Source organism: Streptomyces sp. ME19-01-6 (genome assembly GCF_033793745.1).
Classification (GTDB): domain Bacteria; phylum Actinomycetota; class Actinomycetes; order Streptomycetales; family Streptomycetaceae; genus Streptomyces.
The window spans coordinates 11,450-28,294 of record NZ_JARAXF010000025.1 but is presented as its reverse complement, the minus strand read 5'-3'; the positions used below and the strand labels follow the sequence as shown (position 1 = coordinate 28,294).

The 16,845-nt window shown below is 69.8% G+C and carries 16 protein-coding genes; 10 read left to right on the top strand and 6 right to left on the bottom strand.

Annotated elements, in window-relative coordinates; translation table 11 throughout:
- Positions 1-67 precede the first annotated feature (67 nt).
- Positions 68-958 (bottom strand): 3-methyl-2-oxobutanoate hydroxymethyltransferase, encoded by an 891-nt coding sequence (gene panB, locus PV419_RS38050; protein WP_319696855.1) that lies wholly within the window; start codon positions 956-958, stop codon positions 68-70.
- Positions 959-1,182: 224 nt separating this feature from the next.
- On the opposite strand from panB, the gene PV419_RS38045 reads away from it, so the two are divergent.
- The 3 genes from PV419_RS38045 (at position 1,183) to PV419_RS38035 (ending at position 4,681) form a co-directional block, all read left to right on the top strand.
- A complete protein-coding gene (locus PV419_RS38045) occupies positions 1,183-2,808 on the top strand; it encodes an MFS transporter (protein ID WP_319696853.1) in 1,626 nt (541 codons plus the stop codon).
- Positions 2,805-3,413: a TetR/AcrR family transcriptional regulator gene (locus PV419_RS38040; protein ID WP_319696851.1), complete on the top strand. Its 609-nt coding sequence runs from the start codon at positions 2,805-2,807 to the stop codon at positions 3,411-3,413. The genes PV419_RS38045 and PV419_RS38040 overlap by 4 nt, the downstream gene beginning before the upstream one ends.
- A gap of 239 nt (positions 3,414-3,652) precedes the next feature.
- Positions 3,653-4,681, top strand: a complete 1,029-nt coding sequence (locus PV419_RS38035) for an endonuclease/exonuclease/phosphatase family protein (protein WP_319696849.1) — start codon at positions 3,653-3,655, stop codon at positions 4,679-4,681.
- Between the two features lie 119 nt (positions 4,682-4,800).
- Here the strand turns inward: PV419_RS38035 and PV419_RS38030 are convergent, their stop codons facing one another.
- A complete protein-coding gene (locus tag PV419_RS38030; RefSeq protein WP_319696847.1) occupies positions 4,801-5,967 on the bottom strand; it encodes a transposase in 1,167 nt (388 codons plus the stop codon).
- Positions 5,968-6,224: 257 nt separating this feature from the next.
- On the opposite strand from PV419_RS38030, the gene PV419_RS38025 reads away from it, so the two are divergent.
- Complete coding sequence (locus PV419_RS38025; RefSeq protein WP_319696845.1) at positions 6,225-7,430, top strand: MFS transporter; 1,206 nt, start codon at positions 6,225-6,227, stop codon at positions 7,428-7,430.
- 139 nt (positions 7,431-7,569) lie between these two features.
- Here PV419_RS38025 and PV419_RS38020 read toward each other — a convergent pair whose 3' ends face one another.
- Together PV419_RS38020 and PV419_RS38015 are read right to left on the bottom strand one after the other, a co-directional pair.
- Positions 7,570-7,806 (bottom strand): DUF397 domain-containing protein, encoded by a 237-nt coding sequence (locus tag PV419_RS38020; protein WP_319696843.1) that lies wholly within the window; start codon positions 7,804-7,806, stop codon positions 7,570-7,572.
- Between the two features lies 1 nt (position 7,807).
- On the bottom strand, positions 7,808-8,677 hold the full coding sequence (locus PV419_RS38015) for a helix-turn-helix transcriptional regulator (protein WP_319696841.1): 870 nt from the start codon (positions 8,675-8,677) through the stop codon (positions 7,808-7,810).
- Positions 8,678-8,891: 214 nt separating this feature from the next.
- On the opposite strand from PV419_RS38015, the gene PV419_RS38010 reads away from it, so the two are divergent.
- The 3 genes from PV419_RS38010 (at position 8,892) to PV419_RS38000 (ending at position 10,401) form a co-directional block, all read left to right on the top strand.
- A complete protein-coding gene (locus PV419_RS38010; RefSeq protein ID WP_319696839.1) occupies positions 8,892-9,584 on the top strand; it encodes an ATP-binding protein in 693 nt (230 codons plus the stop codon).
- Between the two features lie 237 nt (positions 9,585-9,821).
- Entirely contained in the window at positions 9,822-9,995 is a 174-nt protein-coding gene (locus PV419_RS38005; protein WP_319696837.1) for a hypothetical protein, read from the top strand.
- A gap of 7 nt (positions 9,996-10,002) precedes the next feature.
- On the top strand, positions 10,003-10,401 hold the full coding sequence (locus PV419_RS38000; protein WP_319696836.1) for an MvdC/MvdD family ATP grasp protein: 399 nt from the start codon (positions 10,003-10,005) through the stop codon (positions 10,399-10,401).
- On the opposite strand, the gene PV419_RS37995 is transcribed toward PV419_RS38000, so the two are convergent.
- Complete coding sequence (locus tag PV419_RS37995; RefSeq protein WP_319696993.1) at positions 10,382-11,485, bottom strand: DUF4037 domain-containing protein; 1,104 nt, start codon at positions 11,483-11,485, stop codon at positions 10,382-10,384. The genes PV419_RS38000 and PV419_RS37995 overlap by 20 nt on opposite strands.
- Before the next feature lie 850 nt (positions 11,486-12,335).
- Between PV419_RS37995 and PV419_RS37990 the strand changes: the two genes are divergently transcribed.
- From PV419_RS37990 to PV419_RS37980, 3 genes are all read left to right on the top strand, one after another.
- Positions 12,336-12,842: a hypothetical protein gene (locus PV419_RS37990; protein ID WP_319696835.1), complete on the top strand. Its 507-nt coding sequence runs from the start codon at positions 12,336-12,338 to the stop codon at positions 12,840-12,842.
- Between the two features lie 50 nt (positions 12,843-12,892).
- A complete protein-coding gene (locus PV419_RS37985) occupies positions 12,893-14,113 on the top strand; it encodes an MFS transporter (protein WP_319696834.1) in 1,221 nt (406 codons plus the stop codon).
- A gap of 65 nt (positions 14,114-14,178) precedes the next feature.
- Complete coding sequence (locus PV419_RS37980) at positions 14,179-15,084, top strand: alpha/beta hydrolase (protein ID WP_319696832.1); 906 nt, start codon at positions 14,179-14,181, stop codon at positions 15,082-15,084.
- On the opposite strand, the gene PV419_RS37975 is transcribed toward PV419_RS37980, so the two are convergent.
- Positions 15,047-16,813 (bottom strand): NAD+ synthase, encoded by a 1,767-nt coding sequence (locus tag PV419_RS37975; protein WP_319696831.1) that lies wholly within the window; start codon positions 16,811-16,813, stop codon positions 15,047-15,049. The genes PV419_RS37980 and PV419_RS37975 overlap by 38 nt on opposite strands.
- Between the last annotated feature and the right edge of the window lie 32 nt (positions 16,814-16,845).

Genomic DNA, 16,845 nt, shown 5'->3' with positions numbered 1-16,845 from the left:
CCGCAGACAAGCGGCAGACAGCCCGCCGACGGGGGAAGATCGGCGGGCTGTCGGCGTGCCGCGATGGCTAGTGGAACGAGTGCTCCGCGGCCGGGTAGGCGCCGCCGACGACGTCCTCCGCGTAGGCGCGCGCCGCGTCCCCGAGGGTCTGGCGCAGCTGTGCGTACTGCTTGACGAAGCGCGGCACGCGGCCGCCGGTCAGGCCCGCCATGTCGGTCCACACCAGGACCTGCGCGTCGCAGTCCGGCCCGGCGCCGATGCCCACGGTCGGGATGTGCAGGGAGCGGGTGACCTCGGCGGCCACCTCGGCCGGGACCGTCTCCAGCACGACCGCGAAGGCGCCCGCGTCCTGGACGGCCTTGGCGTCGCGCAGCAGCTGCTGCGCGGCCTCCTCGCCGCGCCCCTGCACCGGATATCCGCCGTAGGCGTTGACGGACTGCGGGGTGAGGCCGACATGCGCCATGACCGGGATGCCGGACTGGACCAGCAGCTCGATCTGGTGGGCGGAGCGCTCGCCGCCCTCCAGCTTCACCGCGCCCACGCCGGCCTCCTTGACCAGGCGGGTGGCGCTGCGCAGCGCCTGCACGGGGCCTTCCTGGTACGAGCCGAAGGGCAGGTCGCCGACGATCAGGGCGCGCTTGGTGCCCCGGACGACGGCGGCGGACAGGATGGTGATCTCGTCCATGGTGACCGGCACGGTGGACTCATAGCCGAGGTGGCAGTTGCCCATCGAGTCGCCGACGAGCATGACCGGGATGCCGGCCTCGTCGAAGACGGAGGCGGTCATCGCGTCGTACGCGGTGAGCATGGGCCACTTCTCGCCGCGCTCCTTGGCGGCGGCGATGTCGCGGACGGTGATGCGCCGGGACCCTTTCCCTCCGTACAGCGCCTTTCCGGCCGCGGACGGGCCGGTCCCGCTGCTGTCGGGCTGTTTCCCGGCAGGGCTGACGTGCGCCATTGCAACGCTCCTGTTCGTCATCTCGAGGCGCCCTCACGGCGTCCCCGGACCACCCCCATGCTGGCACGCGGTGCCGCCGGGCGAAAGTGGGCCCCGCTCCGCCCCGCCCGGCGTGCGCGTCTGCCCGGCTCGGCGTGCGCGGGACCGTAAAGCGGGGTAAAGCCTCGCAAAGATTTTCCAATACGAGACGGATCCGTATCGGAACGCTGCCTAGCCTGGGGCCTATGGCATCCCCCTCCGACACCCAGGACGCCCCCGCCGTGAGCGGCGTCCCCGAGGCGATCCACCGCAGGCGGTGGGCGATTCTGGCCGTGCTGATGCTCAGCGTCCTGGTCGTCGTCCTCGACAACTCCATACTGAACGTGGCGATGAAGACCATCGCCTCGCCCAAGCCGACAGGGCTCGGCGCCGGCCAGAGCCAGCTGGAATGGGCGATCAACTCCTACACGCTCGTCTTCGCCGGGCTGCTGTTCACCGCCGGTCTCCTCGGCGACCGGCTGGGCCGCAAGAAGGTGCTGCTCAGCGGCATGGCGGTGTTCGGCATCGGCTCGGTGCTCGCCGCCTACTCCGGCTCGCCGGGCGAGCTGATCGGCTTCCGGGCGCTGATGGGCCTGGGCGCGGCGCTCGTGATGCCCGCCACCCTCGCCATCCTGGTGAACGTCTTCGAGCGCGACGAGCAGCCCAAGGCCATCGGCATCTGGACCGCGGCCGTCGGCCTCGGCATCGCGATCGGTCCGATCACCGGCGGCGTGCTGCTGGAGCACTTCTGGTGGGGCTCGGTCTTCTTCGTCAACGTCCCCGTCGTCATCATCGCGCTGATCGCGATGGCACTGCTGGTCCCCGACTCCAAGGACCCCGCGCCCGGCCGGCTCGACCCCGGCGGGGTGCTGCTGTCGGTCGTGGGTCTGGTGCTGCTGGTGTACGGCATCATCAAGGGCGGCCAGCTCGCCGACTTCGCCGATGCGCGGGTGCTCGGCACGATCGGCGGCGGACTGGCCGTTCTGGTGCTGTTCGTGGTGCACGAGAAGCGCAGCGACCACCCGGCTATTGATGTTTCGTACTTCCGCAAGCCCGCCTTCTCGGCCGCCGTCGCCGCGATCGCGCTGGTCTTCTTCGCCCTGATGGGCGTGACCTTCTTCATGGTCTTCTACATCCAGAGCGTGCGCGGCTACAGCGCGCTGGAGTCCGGCCTGCTGATCCTGCCGCTCGCCGTCGCCCAGCTGATCTTCGCGCCCCGCACCCGGCTGGTCGTCGAGCGGTTCGGGGCCCGGGTGGTGTGCGCGGGCGGCATGCTGCTGGTGGCCGGGACCATGGCGGGGTTCACGCTGCTGGGGGTGGACAGCCCCCTGGTGGTGATGGAAGTGCTCTTCTTCTTTCAGGGCGCCGGGATGGCGCACATCATGCCGCCCGTCACACTGACGGTCATGCAGACCCTGCCGCGCCAGAAGGCCGGCTCCGGCTCGGCGCTCAACAACACTTTCCGCCAGGTCGGCGGCGCGCTCGGAGTCGCGGTGCTCGGCTCGGTGCTCTCCACCTCCTACCGCAACGGCATCAAGGACACGCTGGCGGCCACACCCGGGCTGTCCGACTCCGCTCGGCACGCGGCGGGGGAGTCCGTCGAGGCCACCCTCGGCCTCGCCGAGAAGCTGGGGTCCAAGGGCCAGGCGCTGGTCGGCCCGGCGCACGACGCCTTCATCCACGCCATGCACGTCACCGCGCTCGGCTCGGCGGCCGTCGCCCTCTTCGGCGCGCTGGTCGTGCTGGCCTTCCTGCCCGGCAAGGCCGCCGCCGGAGGCGAGCCCGGCGCCGGCCGGTCGCGGGAGCAAGCGGGAGCCGGAGCGGAGCGATGACCGCGCCCGACTGCGCGGGGCCCCGGCTGCCGGGGCGGCCGCGCAGCGCCGCCGCCGACGCCGCGATCATCGAGGCCACGCTGCGGCTGATCGAGGAGGGCGCCACGATCGGTGAGCTGTCCATCGAGCGGATCGCGCGCGAGGCGGGGGTCGGCAAGGCCACCGTCTACCGTCGCTGGTCCGGCAAGGACGCGCTGATGATCGATGTGATGCGCTCCCTGGAGGAGCCGAGCCCACAGCCGACCGGAGTCTCGGTCCGCGACGACCTGGTCACCATCCTGGAGCTGATGCGGCGGCGCGGCCTGGCCAAACGCAACTCCGCCCTCCTGGCCACCGTGGTCACCCAGATGCACGCCAACCGGAAGCTGTGGCGCGTCTATGACGACCATGTGATAGCGGCCCGGCGCGAGGTGCTGTACGAGGTGCTGCGCCGCGGGATGGCGAGCGGCGAGATCCGCGACGACCTCGATGTCGAGCTGCTCGCCGATCTGTTCACCGGCCCGATGCTGTCCCGCACGATTCTTCACGAACGGAAGGCGCTGCCGGAGGGACTGCCCGAGAGCATCGTCGATACGGTGCTCGAGGGGGTGCGGCCCCGGGCCTGACACCCGCCGTCGCACGGCGGGTCACGCCCGCCGTCCTACGGCTGGTCACGCCCGCCGTCTTACGGCTGGTTTGTGCCTGTTGTGTCACAACGGCCACGCCTTCCCCGCGAAGCCGGAACCCGTACGCTCCCGGCGAACGTCCCCTCTCCTGGGGCACTCGCCCGGAGCGTCGGGGAAGCCCTGGTCATCGCCTATGGTCTTAGGGCGCGGCAGTTGAGGCAGCGAGGGACGGACGACGAATGGCGCAGGCGTACACGCAGGAGACGGCACAGCATGGGGGAGACGCTCCTGAGCCGACCGGCTCTCGGGCCCGGCGCCTGCTCGACCGGCTCCGGAGTGACCGCGGCATCTGGCGGCGGGGGCTGGTCCTCGCGGCGATCGCGGTGCTGCTCGCGCTGGTCATGACCTTCCACGCCGAGATCCCCAATCGCGTGGGCAACGTCGGCAGCCTGCTGGAGACCTTCCTGCCCTGGCTGGGCCTGCTGATCCCGATCCTGCTGGTGCTCGCGCTGGTCCGCCGCTCGGCCAGCGCCGTGCTCTCGCTGGTCCTTCCGGTCGCCGTATGGCTGAACCTCTTCGGCGGGCTGATGTTCGCCGACAAGTCAGGCGGCAAGGGCGACCTGACCGTCGTCACCCACAACGTCAACGCGGACAACCCCGATCCGGCCAAGACCGCGCAGGACGTGGCCGCCTCGGGCGCGGACGTGGTGGCCCTGGAGGAGCTGAAGAGCGCCGCGGTGCCGACGTACGAGCGGGCGCTGGCGGGCAGCTACCGCTACCACACGGTCCAGGGCACGGTGGGGCTGTGGAGCAAGTACCCGCTCTCCGGCACCAAGCCGGTGGACATCAAGCTGGGCTGGACGCGGGCGCTGCGCACCACCGTCGCCGCGCCGGGCGCCCGCGTCGCCGTGTACGTCGCTCATCTGCCATCCGTGCGGGTGAAGTTCAACGCGGGCTTCACCGCCGGGCAGCGCGACGACAGCGCCGACGCGCTGGGCGAGGCCATCGCCAACGAGCCGCTCGACAAGGTGATTCTGCTGGGTGACCTGAACGGCACCATGAACGACCGCTCCCTGGCCCCCGTCACCTCGCAGATGCGGTCCGCCCAGGGCGCGGCGGGCGACGGCTTCGGCTTCAGCTGGCCCGCGTCGTTCCCGATGGCGCGCATCGACCAGATCATGGTGCGCGGGGTGGCGCCGGTCTCTGCGTGGACCCTGCCGCGGACCGGGAGCGACCATCTGCCGGTGGCGGCGTCGGTCAACCTCTGAGCGGGGCGGACGGCCGCCGGGCGGTGGCCGTCCACAAGATGTCAGCTTCTCGGGATTGAAGTCCCGAGCTTGCAGCTAGGGCCTCCCTGGCTGTGAGGTTGCCTGCCGCGTCTTGGCCATCAGACCTGTGGTCTGGTGGTCGGGACGTGTGACTTCCGCCCCGCATCCCACACGGCCTGGCCCCTTCGGGCGAGGACGTGGGAAGAATTCCGGTCCGCGTGCGCAACGACGCCGCAGCCCCGGCAGATGAAACGAGCCTGATCAATACGGTTGAGCCGGTCGGTGTGTCCGCACTCAGCGCACTCCTGGGAGGAGTAGGCCGGGTCGACGAACACCAGCGGCGCACCGGTCCGGTGCGCCTTGTAGACGAGGAAGTCTGCCAGCTGGGCGAAGGCCCAGGAGTGGAGTGTGACCCGTTGGGGCTTGCGGAGCCGTACCCGTTCGCGGATGCCCTTGAGTTCTTCGAGGGATATGCCGCGGCCGGTGCGTTCAGCCTCGGTCACGATCGTCTTGGAGATGCGGTGGTTGAGGTCCTTGGCCCGCCGGGATTCTTTCCGGCGGATCTTCTTCAGCAGCCGCTTGGCGGATTTGGTGCCCTTCTTCTGGAGCTTCCTGCGGAGGGCAAGCTGCCGCTTGCGATAGCGGTTGAGCTCGCGTCCGGCGGCCTGGTAGCCCGTGCTGGTGGTGGCGATGTTGACGATGCCGAGATCCACGCCGATGAACCCGTCTGGCTCGTACTGCTCGGCTTCGGGCACATCGCACGTGGCGTACAGGTACCAGACGCCGTCCTTGTGGAGCAGGTCGGCTTCACCCCTGCGGTATTGGGCGAGGGTCTTCAACTGCTTGGGGGAGCAGACGAACGATATGCCCTTCAGCCGGCCGGACACGGTAGTGATCGCCACCGTCTGGGCGTCGATGTCCCAGCCCATGTTCCGGTGGTCGTACGCCTGCGCCGCGTCCGGCCGGAACACGATCGGCTTGGACTCTGCCTTGATCCGGCGTTTGGAGCCCTTCGTGCCCAGGTTCCCCGCCCGGATGTTGGCGCGCAGCGTGGTGTAGGCGTCGATGACCTTCTTGATGAGCTGCTGTGCGGCAGCGGACTTGACGCCCCGTTCGCGCAGCTCGGCGTAGACCAGCTTGCGCAGCGCGTACTCACGCATGGTGCCGGTAGTGAACGCCACCTCTGAAACCCAGTTGGCGCCGTCGTTGACCCCGCGCAGCTCGTCATGCAGAGCCCTCGCCGCCTCGGGCGCGGGCCGCAGCTTGACGGGGACAACTGTCTTCACGAAGAGTGACTATAGCATTGCCTTGTGTTACATCGAGGGGGGGCTGGACCTCGATATGGGTGGGGGGTCTCCGCCCACGAGGCGGCGCTCCGCGTCGCCTCGTTAAGGATGCGGTTCGCTCCGGGGTTTCCCGCAAGAGATCGCTAACAAGTTGTTCACCTGGGCGATTCTCCCGGGAACAAAACGCATGAGAGACTTTGTTCCGGTTGAGAACATACACGTCACTCCCCTCTTCTTCTTCGTTTGAAAGGTCTCTCATGCCCCTGGCCCTGCTCGCACTCGCTGTGAGCGCCTTCGGCATTGGTACTACCGAGTTTGTGATGATGGGCCTGCTGCCCAACGTCGCAGACGATCTGGGCACCTCCGTGCCGACCGCCGGGTACCTCGTCTCCGCCTACGCCATCGGTGTCGTGGTGGGCGCTCCGCTGCTGACCGCCCTCGGCTCCCGCATCCCGCGCAAGCGGATGCTCATCCTTCTCATGGCGCTCTTCACGGTGGGCAACCTCGCCTCCGCCCTGGCCCCCAACTTCGGGCTGCTGGTGGCCGGGCGGGTGCTCGCCGGGCTGCCGCACGGCGCGTTCTTCGGCGTCGGCGCGGTGGTCGCGGCGCGGCTGGTGGCGGAGGAACGGCGGGCCCGCGCGGTCGCCACGATGTTCCTCGGCCTCACCGTCGCCAACATCGTCGGCGTGCCCGTGGCCACCCTCCTCGGCCAGCGCCTCGGCTGGCGCGCCACCTTCCTCGTGGTCGCCGCGATCGGCGTCGTCGCCATGGCCGCGCTCGCCCGGCTCATCCCCCAGACCTCCCTGGGCCAGCAGGCCGGCCTCCGCCACGAACTGGGCGCACTGCGCGACCGCCAGGTCGTGCTCGGGCTGCTCACCGCGGTCTTCGGCTTCGCCGGCGTCTTCGCCGTCTACAGCTACCTCGCCTCGATGATGACCGAGGTCACCGGCCTGGCCGAGTCCTCCGTCACGGTGGTGCTCGCCCTCTTCGGCATCGGCATGACCCTCGGCGCGCTGATCGCCGGACCGCTCACCGACCGGGCCCTGCGGCCCACCCTCTACGGCTCGCTGGCGGCGCTCGCGGTGGTGCTGGTCCTGTTCGACTTCACCGTGCACATGAAGTGGGCGGCCATGGCCACGGTGGTGGCGCTGGGCGCGGTCGGCTTCATGACCACGAACCCGCTGCAGATGCTGGTCATGAACAAGGCCCGCCACGCCCCGACCCTCGCCTCCGCGTCCAACCAATCCGCCTTCAACCTCGCCAACGCGGGCGGCGCCTGGCTCGGCGGCGTCGCGATCGCGGCCGGCTGGGGCTGGACCTCGCCGACCCTGGTCGGCGCGGCGCTCGCCGTCGTGGGCCTGGCCATCGCGGTCACGGCGGGCGTGCTCGACCGTGGTACGGGTGGGGCGTCCCGGGTGGTGGCGAGCAGCGAGTCGATGCCGCACCTCACCGAGGTCGGCTGAACCGAGGTGGGCTGACCGCACGCCGCCCGTACGGACCGCCTGTACGAACGCCTGTATGGACCGCCCGTACGCACGCGCCCCCGCTCCCGGCCGACAGCCGGAGGTGAGGGCGCGTTGTCTTGCGCGATGTGGCGGTCGGTCAGCCGAACCCGCCGCTCAGGGTGTCATCGACGACGGCCGCGAGGAATGCGGACCAGGCGGCGTGAGAGACCCGGGCGGCGGGGAGGTGGGTGTTCTTGGAGTCCCGTACGGCGATACCGGGAGCGTTGGGCATGTCGGCGACCTCGACGCAGTTGCCGTTGTTGGCCGTGTACGAACTCTTTCGCCACGTGGCGCTAGCGAGGTCGCCCGTGTACAGGTCGGCCGAGTCGTTCATTTCAGACCGTTTCCTTCTCGACGCGTTCGATTAGCTTGTGGGTATCGTCCTCCGTGAGTGCGGCCCCTGACAAGTTGCGGAACAGGCGATCCAGGCGTCGTAGCGCGAGGGGGTCGTCGCGGAAGGTGGTGGCTTCCGCCGACTCGATGAAAGCAACGTCGGCGGCATCCTGGTCTCTGTCCGAGAAGAGCGTGAAGGCGCCTGTGGCCGTTCCGTTCTCGCCTGCCGTGAACGGGATGACCCGGAACGTGATGTTGGCCAACTCGGCAACCCTGGCAAGGTGTCGGAGCTGTTCGCGCATGACTTCGGCCCCTCCGACCTGAAGGCGTAGCGCCGCCTCGGTGACCACGGCTTCGAGGACCAGCGGATCGTCCTCCCGCAGCCGCTGCTGGCGGCGCATCCGAACCTCCACCAGGCTGTCGACTTGATCGGGGCCGAGGGCTGCGAAGCCGGTACTCGTGATGGCGCGGGCGTAGTGCTCGGTCTGCAACAGGCCGGGAATCAACAGGGCCTGATACTCGCGACTGCGGCCCGCTTCGGCCTCGTAGGCCAGAAACTCCGCATAGTTGGCGGAGATCACGTCGGCGTGCGCCTGCCACCACGGTGGGATGCGTTGCCGTCCCTTGGTGAACAGCTCAGCCAACTCGGCACGCTTCTCATCATCAACCTCGTACAGCTCCATGAGAGCTTCGAAGTCCCTGCGTGTGCAGGAGCGCTTCGCCAACTCGAATCGGCTGACCTTCGAGTTGTGACAGTTGAGCGCGGATGCGACCTCGTCTGTCGTGAGGCCGAGGCGGTCACGTAGCACGCGCAGTTCGGTACCGAGCTTGCGCCGCGCGGTAAGCGGGCTACTGCTGCTCACAACAGCCATGAGGCCCCTCCATCTCACATGCGTGATTGTGATGTTGAGGGTAGCGCAGTCTGCTGTATCGCCTCGCGGGGATTTGGCAATCTGCCAATCCTCCGCTTGACAGGCGTGTGGCGCGGCCCACATGCTGTCGGGGGTTGCCGAGCGTGACGTAATGACTCCGCAATGCGACAGAGCTGCTGCGGGTGCGCGCTCACCCACGCTGGAGGTGTAAGCGTTGAGCAATCAGGTGCCCCCGCCGGACCGGCAGGGGCGAGAACACGGCAGCGAAGAACAGCCCCCTCACCTGCTTCCTGCCGAAGGGAGCCGGAGCAGCATCACGCCACTGACCGCCGGTGTCGCCGCGCTTCAGGCGCGGTACGGCGATCCGGCCACCTGGACGGCCGAGGGGTACGTGGTCTACCAGGACCTGGCCGCCCGGCCGTTGGACTGGGTACGTGCCCGCGTTCCTTGTGCGGACACGGAGGGTTCCCCGACAGATGAGGCCGAGACGACCGTGACCGCACTGCCCAACTCCGTAGGGCATCCGGGATATACCCAGACCTTGCCGTGTGAGGCGGAGAGCGCCAAGGTTGCTCGCAGCTTAATCCGTACGGCCCTGGCCGCCTGGGAGTTGGACCACCTGGCCGAGGCCGGCGAACTGATCGTCACCGAGCTGGTGGCCAACGCCTCCCAGCACACCACATGCCATTACATCCGCGTCATCATCACCCGACCGAGTGATGATCTGGTGCGCATCGGTGTCGTGGACAAATCGCGTACGTTCCCGATGCTGCGGCACCCGGATGACGACGATGCGCACGGCCGGGGGCTGGCCCTGATCGACGCACTGACCTGCCGCTGGGGAACCGATCTCCTGCCATGGGGCAAGCGCGTCTGGTGCGAGCTGCGCAGTGGGGCGGCCCAGTGACCACCCGGCCCACGGCCCGAAGGCGACCACGTCGGGCGGGCAGAGCCCCAGGACTCGCACCAGGCTGCCAGCCCATACACCTCTTTCATCCATCGCAAAGGAAGGACAGCAGCTGTGACCACTGTTGCGCATCCGCGGGAGGCGTTCCCGCTCTCGCCCGAAGGCGGAAGGGTCCCGCACAGTGACGAGCGGCCCACCGGGTCAACCACGCGCCCCTGGATTCTCCGCTTCGCTCGCGTGCCGGACTCCACACAGGCGATCGTGAAGCCGCCCGCCATCTATGACGAGGAATCGCAGATGTCGGTCGGGCTGTACGACGGTCCGCTGCCGTACATGGCGACCCACACCCCCTCGGTGCCCGACGGCAACGTCAAGAACCCGCCGCCGCTCGACGAGGGCCCGAAGGACTGATGCACCCATGTCCGCCATCCTCGTGATCGCTGCCCGCGACGACTGGCCGACCGACCGCGTCGTCAAGGTGCTCACGGACCGAGGGGCGCAGGTGTTCCGCATGGACACCGCAGAGTTTCCGCAAGAGGCCACCCTCGCCGGGCGTATCGACGCCCGGCGAGGGTGGTCCGGCGGACTCGCCGCCTCGCGCCGTGCCGTCGACCTCGCCGACGTGGGTGCCGTCTACTTGCGCGCACCCAACGCGTTCCGTCTCGTCGAGGGCATGTCCGAACCCGAACGACGGTTCGCCGCCGCGCAAGCCCGAGCGGGATTCGGCGGAGTCCTCTCCGCGCTCGACTGCCGATGGGTCAACCATCCCGCTGTGGTGCAAGGCGGTTGGGCTGGGTTCACCGTTTCGGGTCGGTGAGTGTGGCGTGGGCGGCGGCGCGTGTCAGCTCCGGGCGGCTCAGGACGTCGGTGCTGTCAATGAACTGGTCGACGCCCCCGATCACTGGGAGGGCGCGGACACCGGGGTCGGTGATGCGGTCGGTCAGGGCAGCGGTGAAGCGTTCGGCGTGCAGGACCTGGAAGGGGCGGCTGTGGTAGGGCCGGGTGGCCGGGTCGACCGGGTCGGTGAGGCCAAGTTGGTTGTGCAGGGCAGCGATGGTCTCGTAGGCGTGGCAGAGGTGCTGTTCGCGGGCGTGCCATTCTGTGGCGGCGAGGGCGGCAGTGAGCTGCGGGGTGAGTTCGGGCGCCTGTGGGGTGCGTGCGAACGCGCTGCCTAGCCACTTGCTGTAGGGCGGGTAGCGGCGGTTCATCAGTAGGCAGAGCCGCATCAGATCGCGCACCAGGCGTGCGGCGACGACGGCGGAGCCGAGTTCGTCATCCACTTCGCCGCAGCGGCCGACGAAGGCTTCTTCCTGGGAGATGCGCTGCCACTGGCAGGCGAGCAGGTAGAGCCAGAGATCGTGGGGATACCAGTTGAGGTTGGCGCGGGCCGGTGCGAGCTGTCCAAGCCCGTCGTGGAAGACGGCGCCGGCGGTGACCTCGGCGAGGCGCTGGGTAGGAGTGGCCAGCCAGTCCGCCAGGGTGACGTCCGTGCGCGGGTCGAAGCCGAGTTGCGCGGTGAACCATGTGGCCGGATCGGTGACGTCGACGCGGTGGTGTGCGGGCCCGTCGGTCATCTGCATGACCCCGATGCCCACCTCGCCGGTGGAGGCGAAGTGGGTCGGGTAGCCGCAGAAGGTCTTCGGCAGGCGGTCGGCGAGCAGTGTGCTGAGCCGCTCACCGTGGCGGATGGCATCTTGCGGGGTCAGGAAGATCTGCAGGCGGGGGCCCCACTCGTGGTCCGCGGATCGGGCGCTGTCGAATCCGAGGACTTCCGAGCCGCTGCCGAGACGGGCGGCGGAGTGCACCATCCCGGAGGCGGCCTCGTCCAGCACGGGGCGTACGGCTTCAACGTAGAAGCGGCGGGAGAGGTCCAGGCCGGGGATGAAGGGGGGCGTGGTCATGGCAGGAGGGTGCCGGATCGGCGCGTCGTCGGTCGAAGGGTTTTCCTCGCCTGGCCGCCTCGGCCTCGCCGGCAAGGCCGAGGCGAAGGTCAGCGGTTCAGCCGGGTACATCATGCCGCGGTTGGCGGCGCGTGCGGCCTGCAATTCCTCGGTGCGTTCCTCCAACTGCAGCTTCAAGTCGACCACTTGTTGCTCCAGGGTGGTGATGCGGAGCTTGAGTTGCTCGATGTCGTCCGGGGCGCCGAGCCCGGACTCGCGCCAGGCTTGCTCACCGAGGAGCTGGGAGAGCTTCTCTTCCAGTTGCTTCACGCGGGCATCCAGCCGAGCGAACTCCGCGCCGGCACGGTCGACCAGCTCACTGCCGCCGATACATCCCCGTAGCGACGCCGACCACCGCCCTGCGGGCGCACCGGTGCCGCTGCTGACTTCTCAGCGGCTCCAGTGCCCTCATTCCCACGCCCCTCGCACATACGAAGAATTCACTGTGACGCGTCTGCGTCAATCAGCTCACGGGCGGGGCAAGGTGCGCGGCAGCGGCCCACGACGGAGGTGAGCGGCTACCACCACCGCAACCGGGCTCCCTGCAAAGCCATCGAAGGCAATTCCACAGTCGGCTTCGGCAGTTACGGTCGTGTCGGCCCTGCGGGGGCGGGTGGCACGGTTCGAGGAGATGCCCATGACGCGAGAATGCTGGTTCTGCGCGAGCGAGACCACGACCACATGGCACGATCGTGTAGTCGGGTTGCACAGGGGTGTCGAATCCACCCCAACCTGGTATTTGGGCGTCCGCACCAAGTGGCGAAGCGTCAGCGTCCGCGTGCCGCGCTGCGCGCGGTGCCGTAACGGCCACATGATCGAGCAGGCCATGATGGCACTTTCCATCGCCGCACTGATCGCATACGCCGCCAGCGGTCAGTTGGACAAGCTTCTCGGGATCCTGCCGAGCACACCGGCCGGCAAGGTCCACTCGGTGATCTGGGCAGTGGTGGCCTGCCTTCCCACACCGGTATGGATCGCAACCCGCCAGGCGTGGTTGCCCTGGCAACGCCTCGCCCCCCGCCGCCTGCGCCACGCCCGTCACCACCCGGCGGTCCAGCAACTGAGAGAAGAGGGGTGGCGATACCGGCCAGGACCCTTTCCGTATTGGCAGAACGACAAGGGCCCGGACCTCGTGCACCTGTCCGGGCCCGCTGCCCGCCCTCGGCGGGTCGTCGGCTGTCTCACCGCCCTGCTCGGGCTCGCCTCCCTCGTCGTGACCATCGTTCTGTACCTACGGGACAGCGAGTTGGCGGCATTGTTCCTGGTGGTCGCTCTCGGTCTGTTCTTCCTCTCTTCGAAGATCGACCCCGAAGTGTGAACGTGATCGGCTTGACTCTGACACCGATGTGAGACTTTAGCGTCGCGGGCATGAGTTCGACGTCTCCCCGCGTGAACCGGCTCGCGCTCGCCGCGCTTGCCGCATGTCTGTTCGTGGTGGTCACGGCCGAGTACGTGGTCGTGGGTCTGCTGCCGGAGCTGTCCGGTGATCTGCGGGTGTCCGTGCCCACCGCCGGTCTGCTGGTGACCGGCTACGCGCTGGCGGCCACCGTCGGCGGTCCTGTGGTGACCGCGCTGACGCTGCGCGCGCCGCGGAAGGGGGCGTTGCTGGGGCTGCTCGGGGTGTTCACGGCGGGCAATCTGGTGGCCGCGAGCGCCGGCGGGTTCGGGTTGCTGATGGCCGCGCGGGTGCTCACCGCGCTGACCCACAGCACCTTCTTCGCGATCACCGTGGTGACCGCCGCGGCGATGGTCCCCGAGGAGCGGCGGGGCCGGGCGGTCGCCTTCGTGTCCACCGGGCTGAACCTCGCCACCGTCCTCGGCGCTCCGCTCGGCACCTGGATCGGCAACGCCCATGGCTGGCGGGCGGCGTTCTGGACCCTCGGCGCGGTCAGCGCGCTGGCGTTCGCGGCCGTCGCGCTGCTCGTCCCGGCCATCCGCCCGGACGCGGCGCTCAGGCTCCGCGACGGGCTCGCGGCGCTGCGCGCCCGCCGGGCCGTCGCACTCCTCGCGGTCACCCTGGTCGCGGAGACCGGATTCTTCGTCGTCTACACCTACATCGCGCCGATACTCGGCGGCGTCTCCGGATTCGGCGAGGGGTCCGTCACGGTCCTGCTGGTCGTCTTCGGCGGCGGGGCGCTCGTCGGCAACATCATCGGGGGCCGATTGGCCGACCGCCGCCCCCAGGGCTCGCTGCGCGCCCTGATCGGCGCGCTGGCGGCCGCGCTGGCCGCCTTCGCGGTCACCAGCCACTGGGCCGCGACGGCCGCGGTGACGGTGTTCGGCCTCGGTGTGGTCGCCTTCGCGCTGGTGCCGGTGTTGCAGACGCAGGCGGTGGCCGCCGCGCCGGACGCCCCCACGCTGGCCGTCTCCGCGTACACCTCCGTCTTCAATCTCGCCATCGCGACCGGGTCCTGGCTCGGCGGCCGGGTCCTGGGGAGCGGCGGCCTCGGCCTGGCCGCACTCGCCCCGGTCGGCGCGCTCGTCGTGCTGGCCGGGCTCGGTCTGGCGGCCGAGACGGTCTTCACGGGGCGCAGCGGCGTACGGCCGGGCCGCAACGGTGGCGCCGAGCCGGCGCGCCAGGCCCTGTGATCGCCCGGACAGCCCCTCGTGGCGCCGGGAACAGCACATCGACCATCCATGGAAGGAACATCTTCATGACCACCGCATCAACGCTCGGACGCATCGTGCGCGGCACGGGCCCCGGGCTGCTCCTCGCCCACGGCGCCACCGGCAGCGTCGACGGGAACTACGGCCCGATCCTGGAGGGGCTGGCCGAACGGCACAAGGTGGTCGGCCCCGACTACCCCGGCTCGGGCCGCACCCCGCGCGCCGAGGGGCCGCTGGAGCTCGACCGGCTCGCCGACGAGCTCGTCGCCACCGCCGTCGAGGAGGGTCTTGAGACCTTCGCGATCGCCGGGTACTCCCTGGGCGGCCCGGTCGCCCTGCGGGCCGCGACCCGGCACCCGGAGCGGGTGACCGCCCTGGTGCTGACGGCCACCTTCGCGCACCCGAACGCGCGGATGCGGCTGCTGGTCGAGGACTGGCTGCGCCACCTCAGGTCGGACGACGGGGAGGCGAGGGCCCGGTGGACGCTGCTCGCCGGAGCCGGGGCGCCCTACGTGGACCGGATGAGCCCGGAGCAGCTCGCCGAGACGGTGGCCGGGGGCAGCGGGTCCGTGCCGCCCGGGGCGATCCAGCAGGTCGAGCTCGTCGGGAGCGTGGACGTACGCGAGGACCTGGGCCGGGTCCGGGTGCCCACCTTGGTGATCTCCACCGCGCTGGACGCGATGGTGACGCCGTACCACCACCGGCAGGTCGCGGACGGGATAGCCGGCGCGGAGTTCGCCGAGATCCCGTCCGGCCACCTGCCGTTCGTGGAGGCGCCGGGGGAGTGGCTGGGGCTGATCAGGAAGTTCCTGGACGCGCAGGCGGCAGGTAGGCCCTGCCCGTCGCTTTGTGGTGAGTATGGGACAACGACACGCCGACGGCACGGCGTGTCGTTGTCCCATACTCACCACAAACTCAGGCAAGGGGCCCGTGTTCGCGCCAGCGGTTGGTGATCGGCAGCCGTCGGTCCTTGCCGAAGCCCTTTGCGGAGATCTTGGTGCCCGGCGGGTACTGGCGGCGCTTGTACTCGGCGGTGTCGACCAGCCGCAGGATGCGGGTGACCAGCTCGTCGTCGTAGCCCGCCGCGACGATCTCCGCCCGGCCCTGGTCCCGGTCGACGTACAGCTCCAGGATCCGGTCGAGCACGTCGTAGTCGGGGAGGGAGTCGGTGTCGACCTGGCCCGGGCGCAGCTCGGCGCTCGGGGGCTTGGTGATCGAGTTCTCCGGGATGGGCGGGGTCTGGCCGCGCTCTTCCGCGGCTTGGTTGCGCCATTGCGCCAGGCGGAAGATGGACGTCTTGTAGACGTCCTTGATGGGGCCGTACGCGCCGACCGAGTCCCCGTACAGGGTCGAATAGCCGCAGGCCAGCTCGGACTTGTTGCCCGGGGCCAGCACGATGTGGCCCTCCTCGTTGGAGATGGCCATCAGCATCGTGCCGCGCAGCCGCGACTGCAGGTTCTCCTCGGCCAGGCCGGTGAGGTGCAGCGATTCCATGTAGGCGTCGAACATCGGCGCGATGGGGACGGTACGGAAGTTCAGCCCCGTGCGCCGGGCGAGCTCGGCGGCGTCGGCGATCGAGTGCTCGGAGGAGTAGCGGGACGGCATCGCGACGCCGTACACGTTCTGCGCGCCGACCGCGTCGCACGCGATGGCCGCGACGAGCGCGGAGTCGATGCCGCCGGACAGGCCGATCAGCACGCTGCGGAAGCCGTTCTTGGCCACGTACGCGCGCAGGCCGACGACGAGCGCGGTGTAGATCTCCTCGTCGTCGCCGAGGCGCTCGGCCTCGCCGCCGGCCAGCTCGGGCTCGTACGCCGGGAGTGGGTCCGCGGAGAGCGTGAGGTGCTCGATGCGCAGCCCGTCGTCCACGACGCCCCGCGGTACGGAGCCGGGGTCGGCGGCGGGCAGGTCGAGGTCGAGCAGGACGCAGCCCTCGGCGAACTGCGGGGCGCGGGCGATCACTTCGCCGTCGCGGTCGACGACGATCGAGTCGCCGTCGAAGACCAGCTCGTCCTGGCCGCCGATCATGGCGAGGTACGCGGTGGTGCAGCCCGCCTCCTGGGCGCGCTTGCGGACCAGCTCCAGACGGGTGTCGTCCTTGTCGCGCTCGTACGGCGAGGCGTTGATCGACAGCAGCAGCCCGGCCCCGGCGGAGCGGGTGGCGGGCACCCGGCCGCCGTCCTGCCACAGGTCCTCGCAGATGGCGAGCGCGACGTCGACGCCGTGCACACGGATCATGGGCAGCGTCTCGCCGGGGACGAAGTAGCGGAATTCGTCGAAGACGCCGTAGTTCGGCAGGTGGTGCTTGGCGAAGGTGAGCACCACCTCGCCGCGGTGCAGCACGGCGCCGGCGTTCTGCGGGGCCCCGGGCGGCTGGCCGAACCGCGGCTGGGCGCGCTCGCTGCGGTCGAGATAGCCGACGACGACGGGCAGCTCGCCGAAGCCCTCGGCCTCCAGCCGGGCGGCGAGCGCGCGCAGCGCGGCGCGGGACGCCTCGACGAAGGACGAGCGCAGCGCCAGGTCCTCGACGGGGTAGCCGGTCAGCACCATCTCGGGGAACGCCACCAGGTGGGCGCCCTGCTCGGCGGAGTGCCGGGTCCAGTGGACTATCGACTCGGTGTTGCCGTCGAGGTCGCCGACGGTCGAGTCGATCTGGTTCAGAGCGAGGCGAAGTTGAGGCACGGCAACCAGTGTAATCGTCTTTCTGACACGAT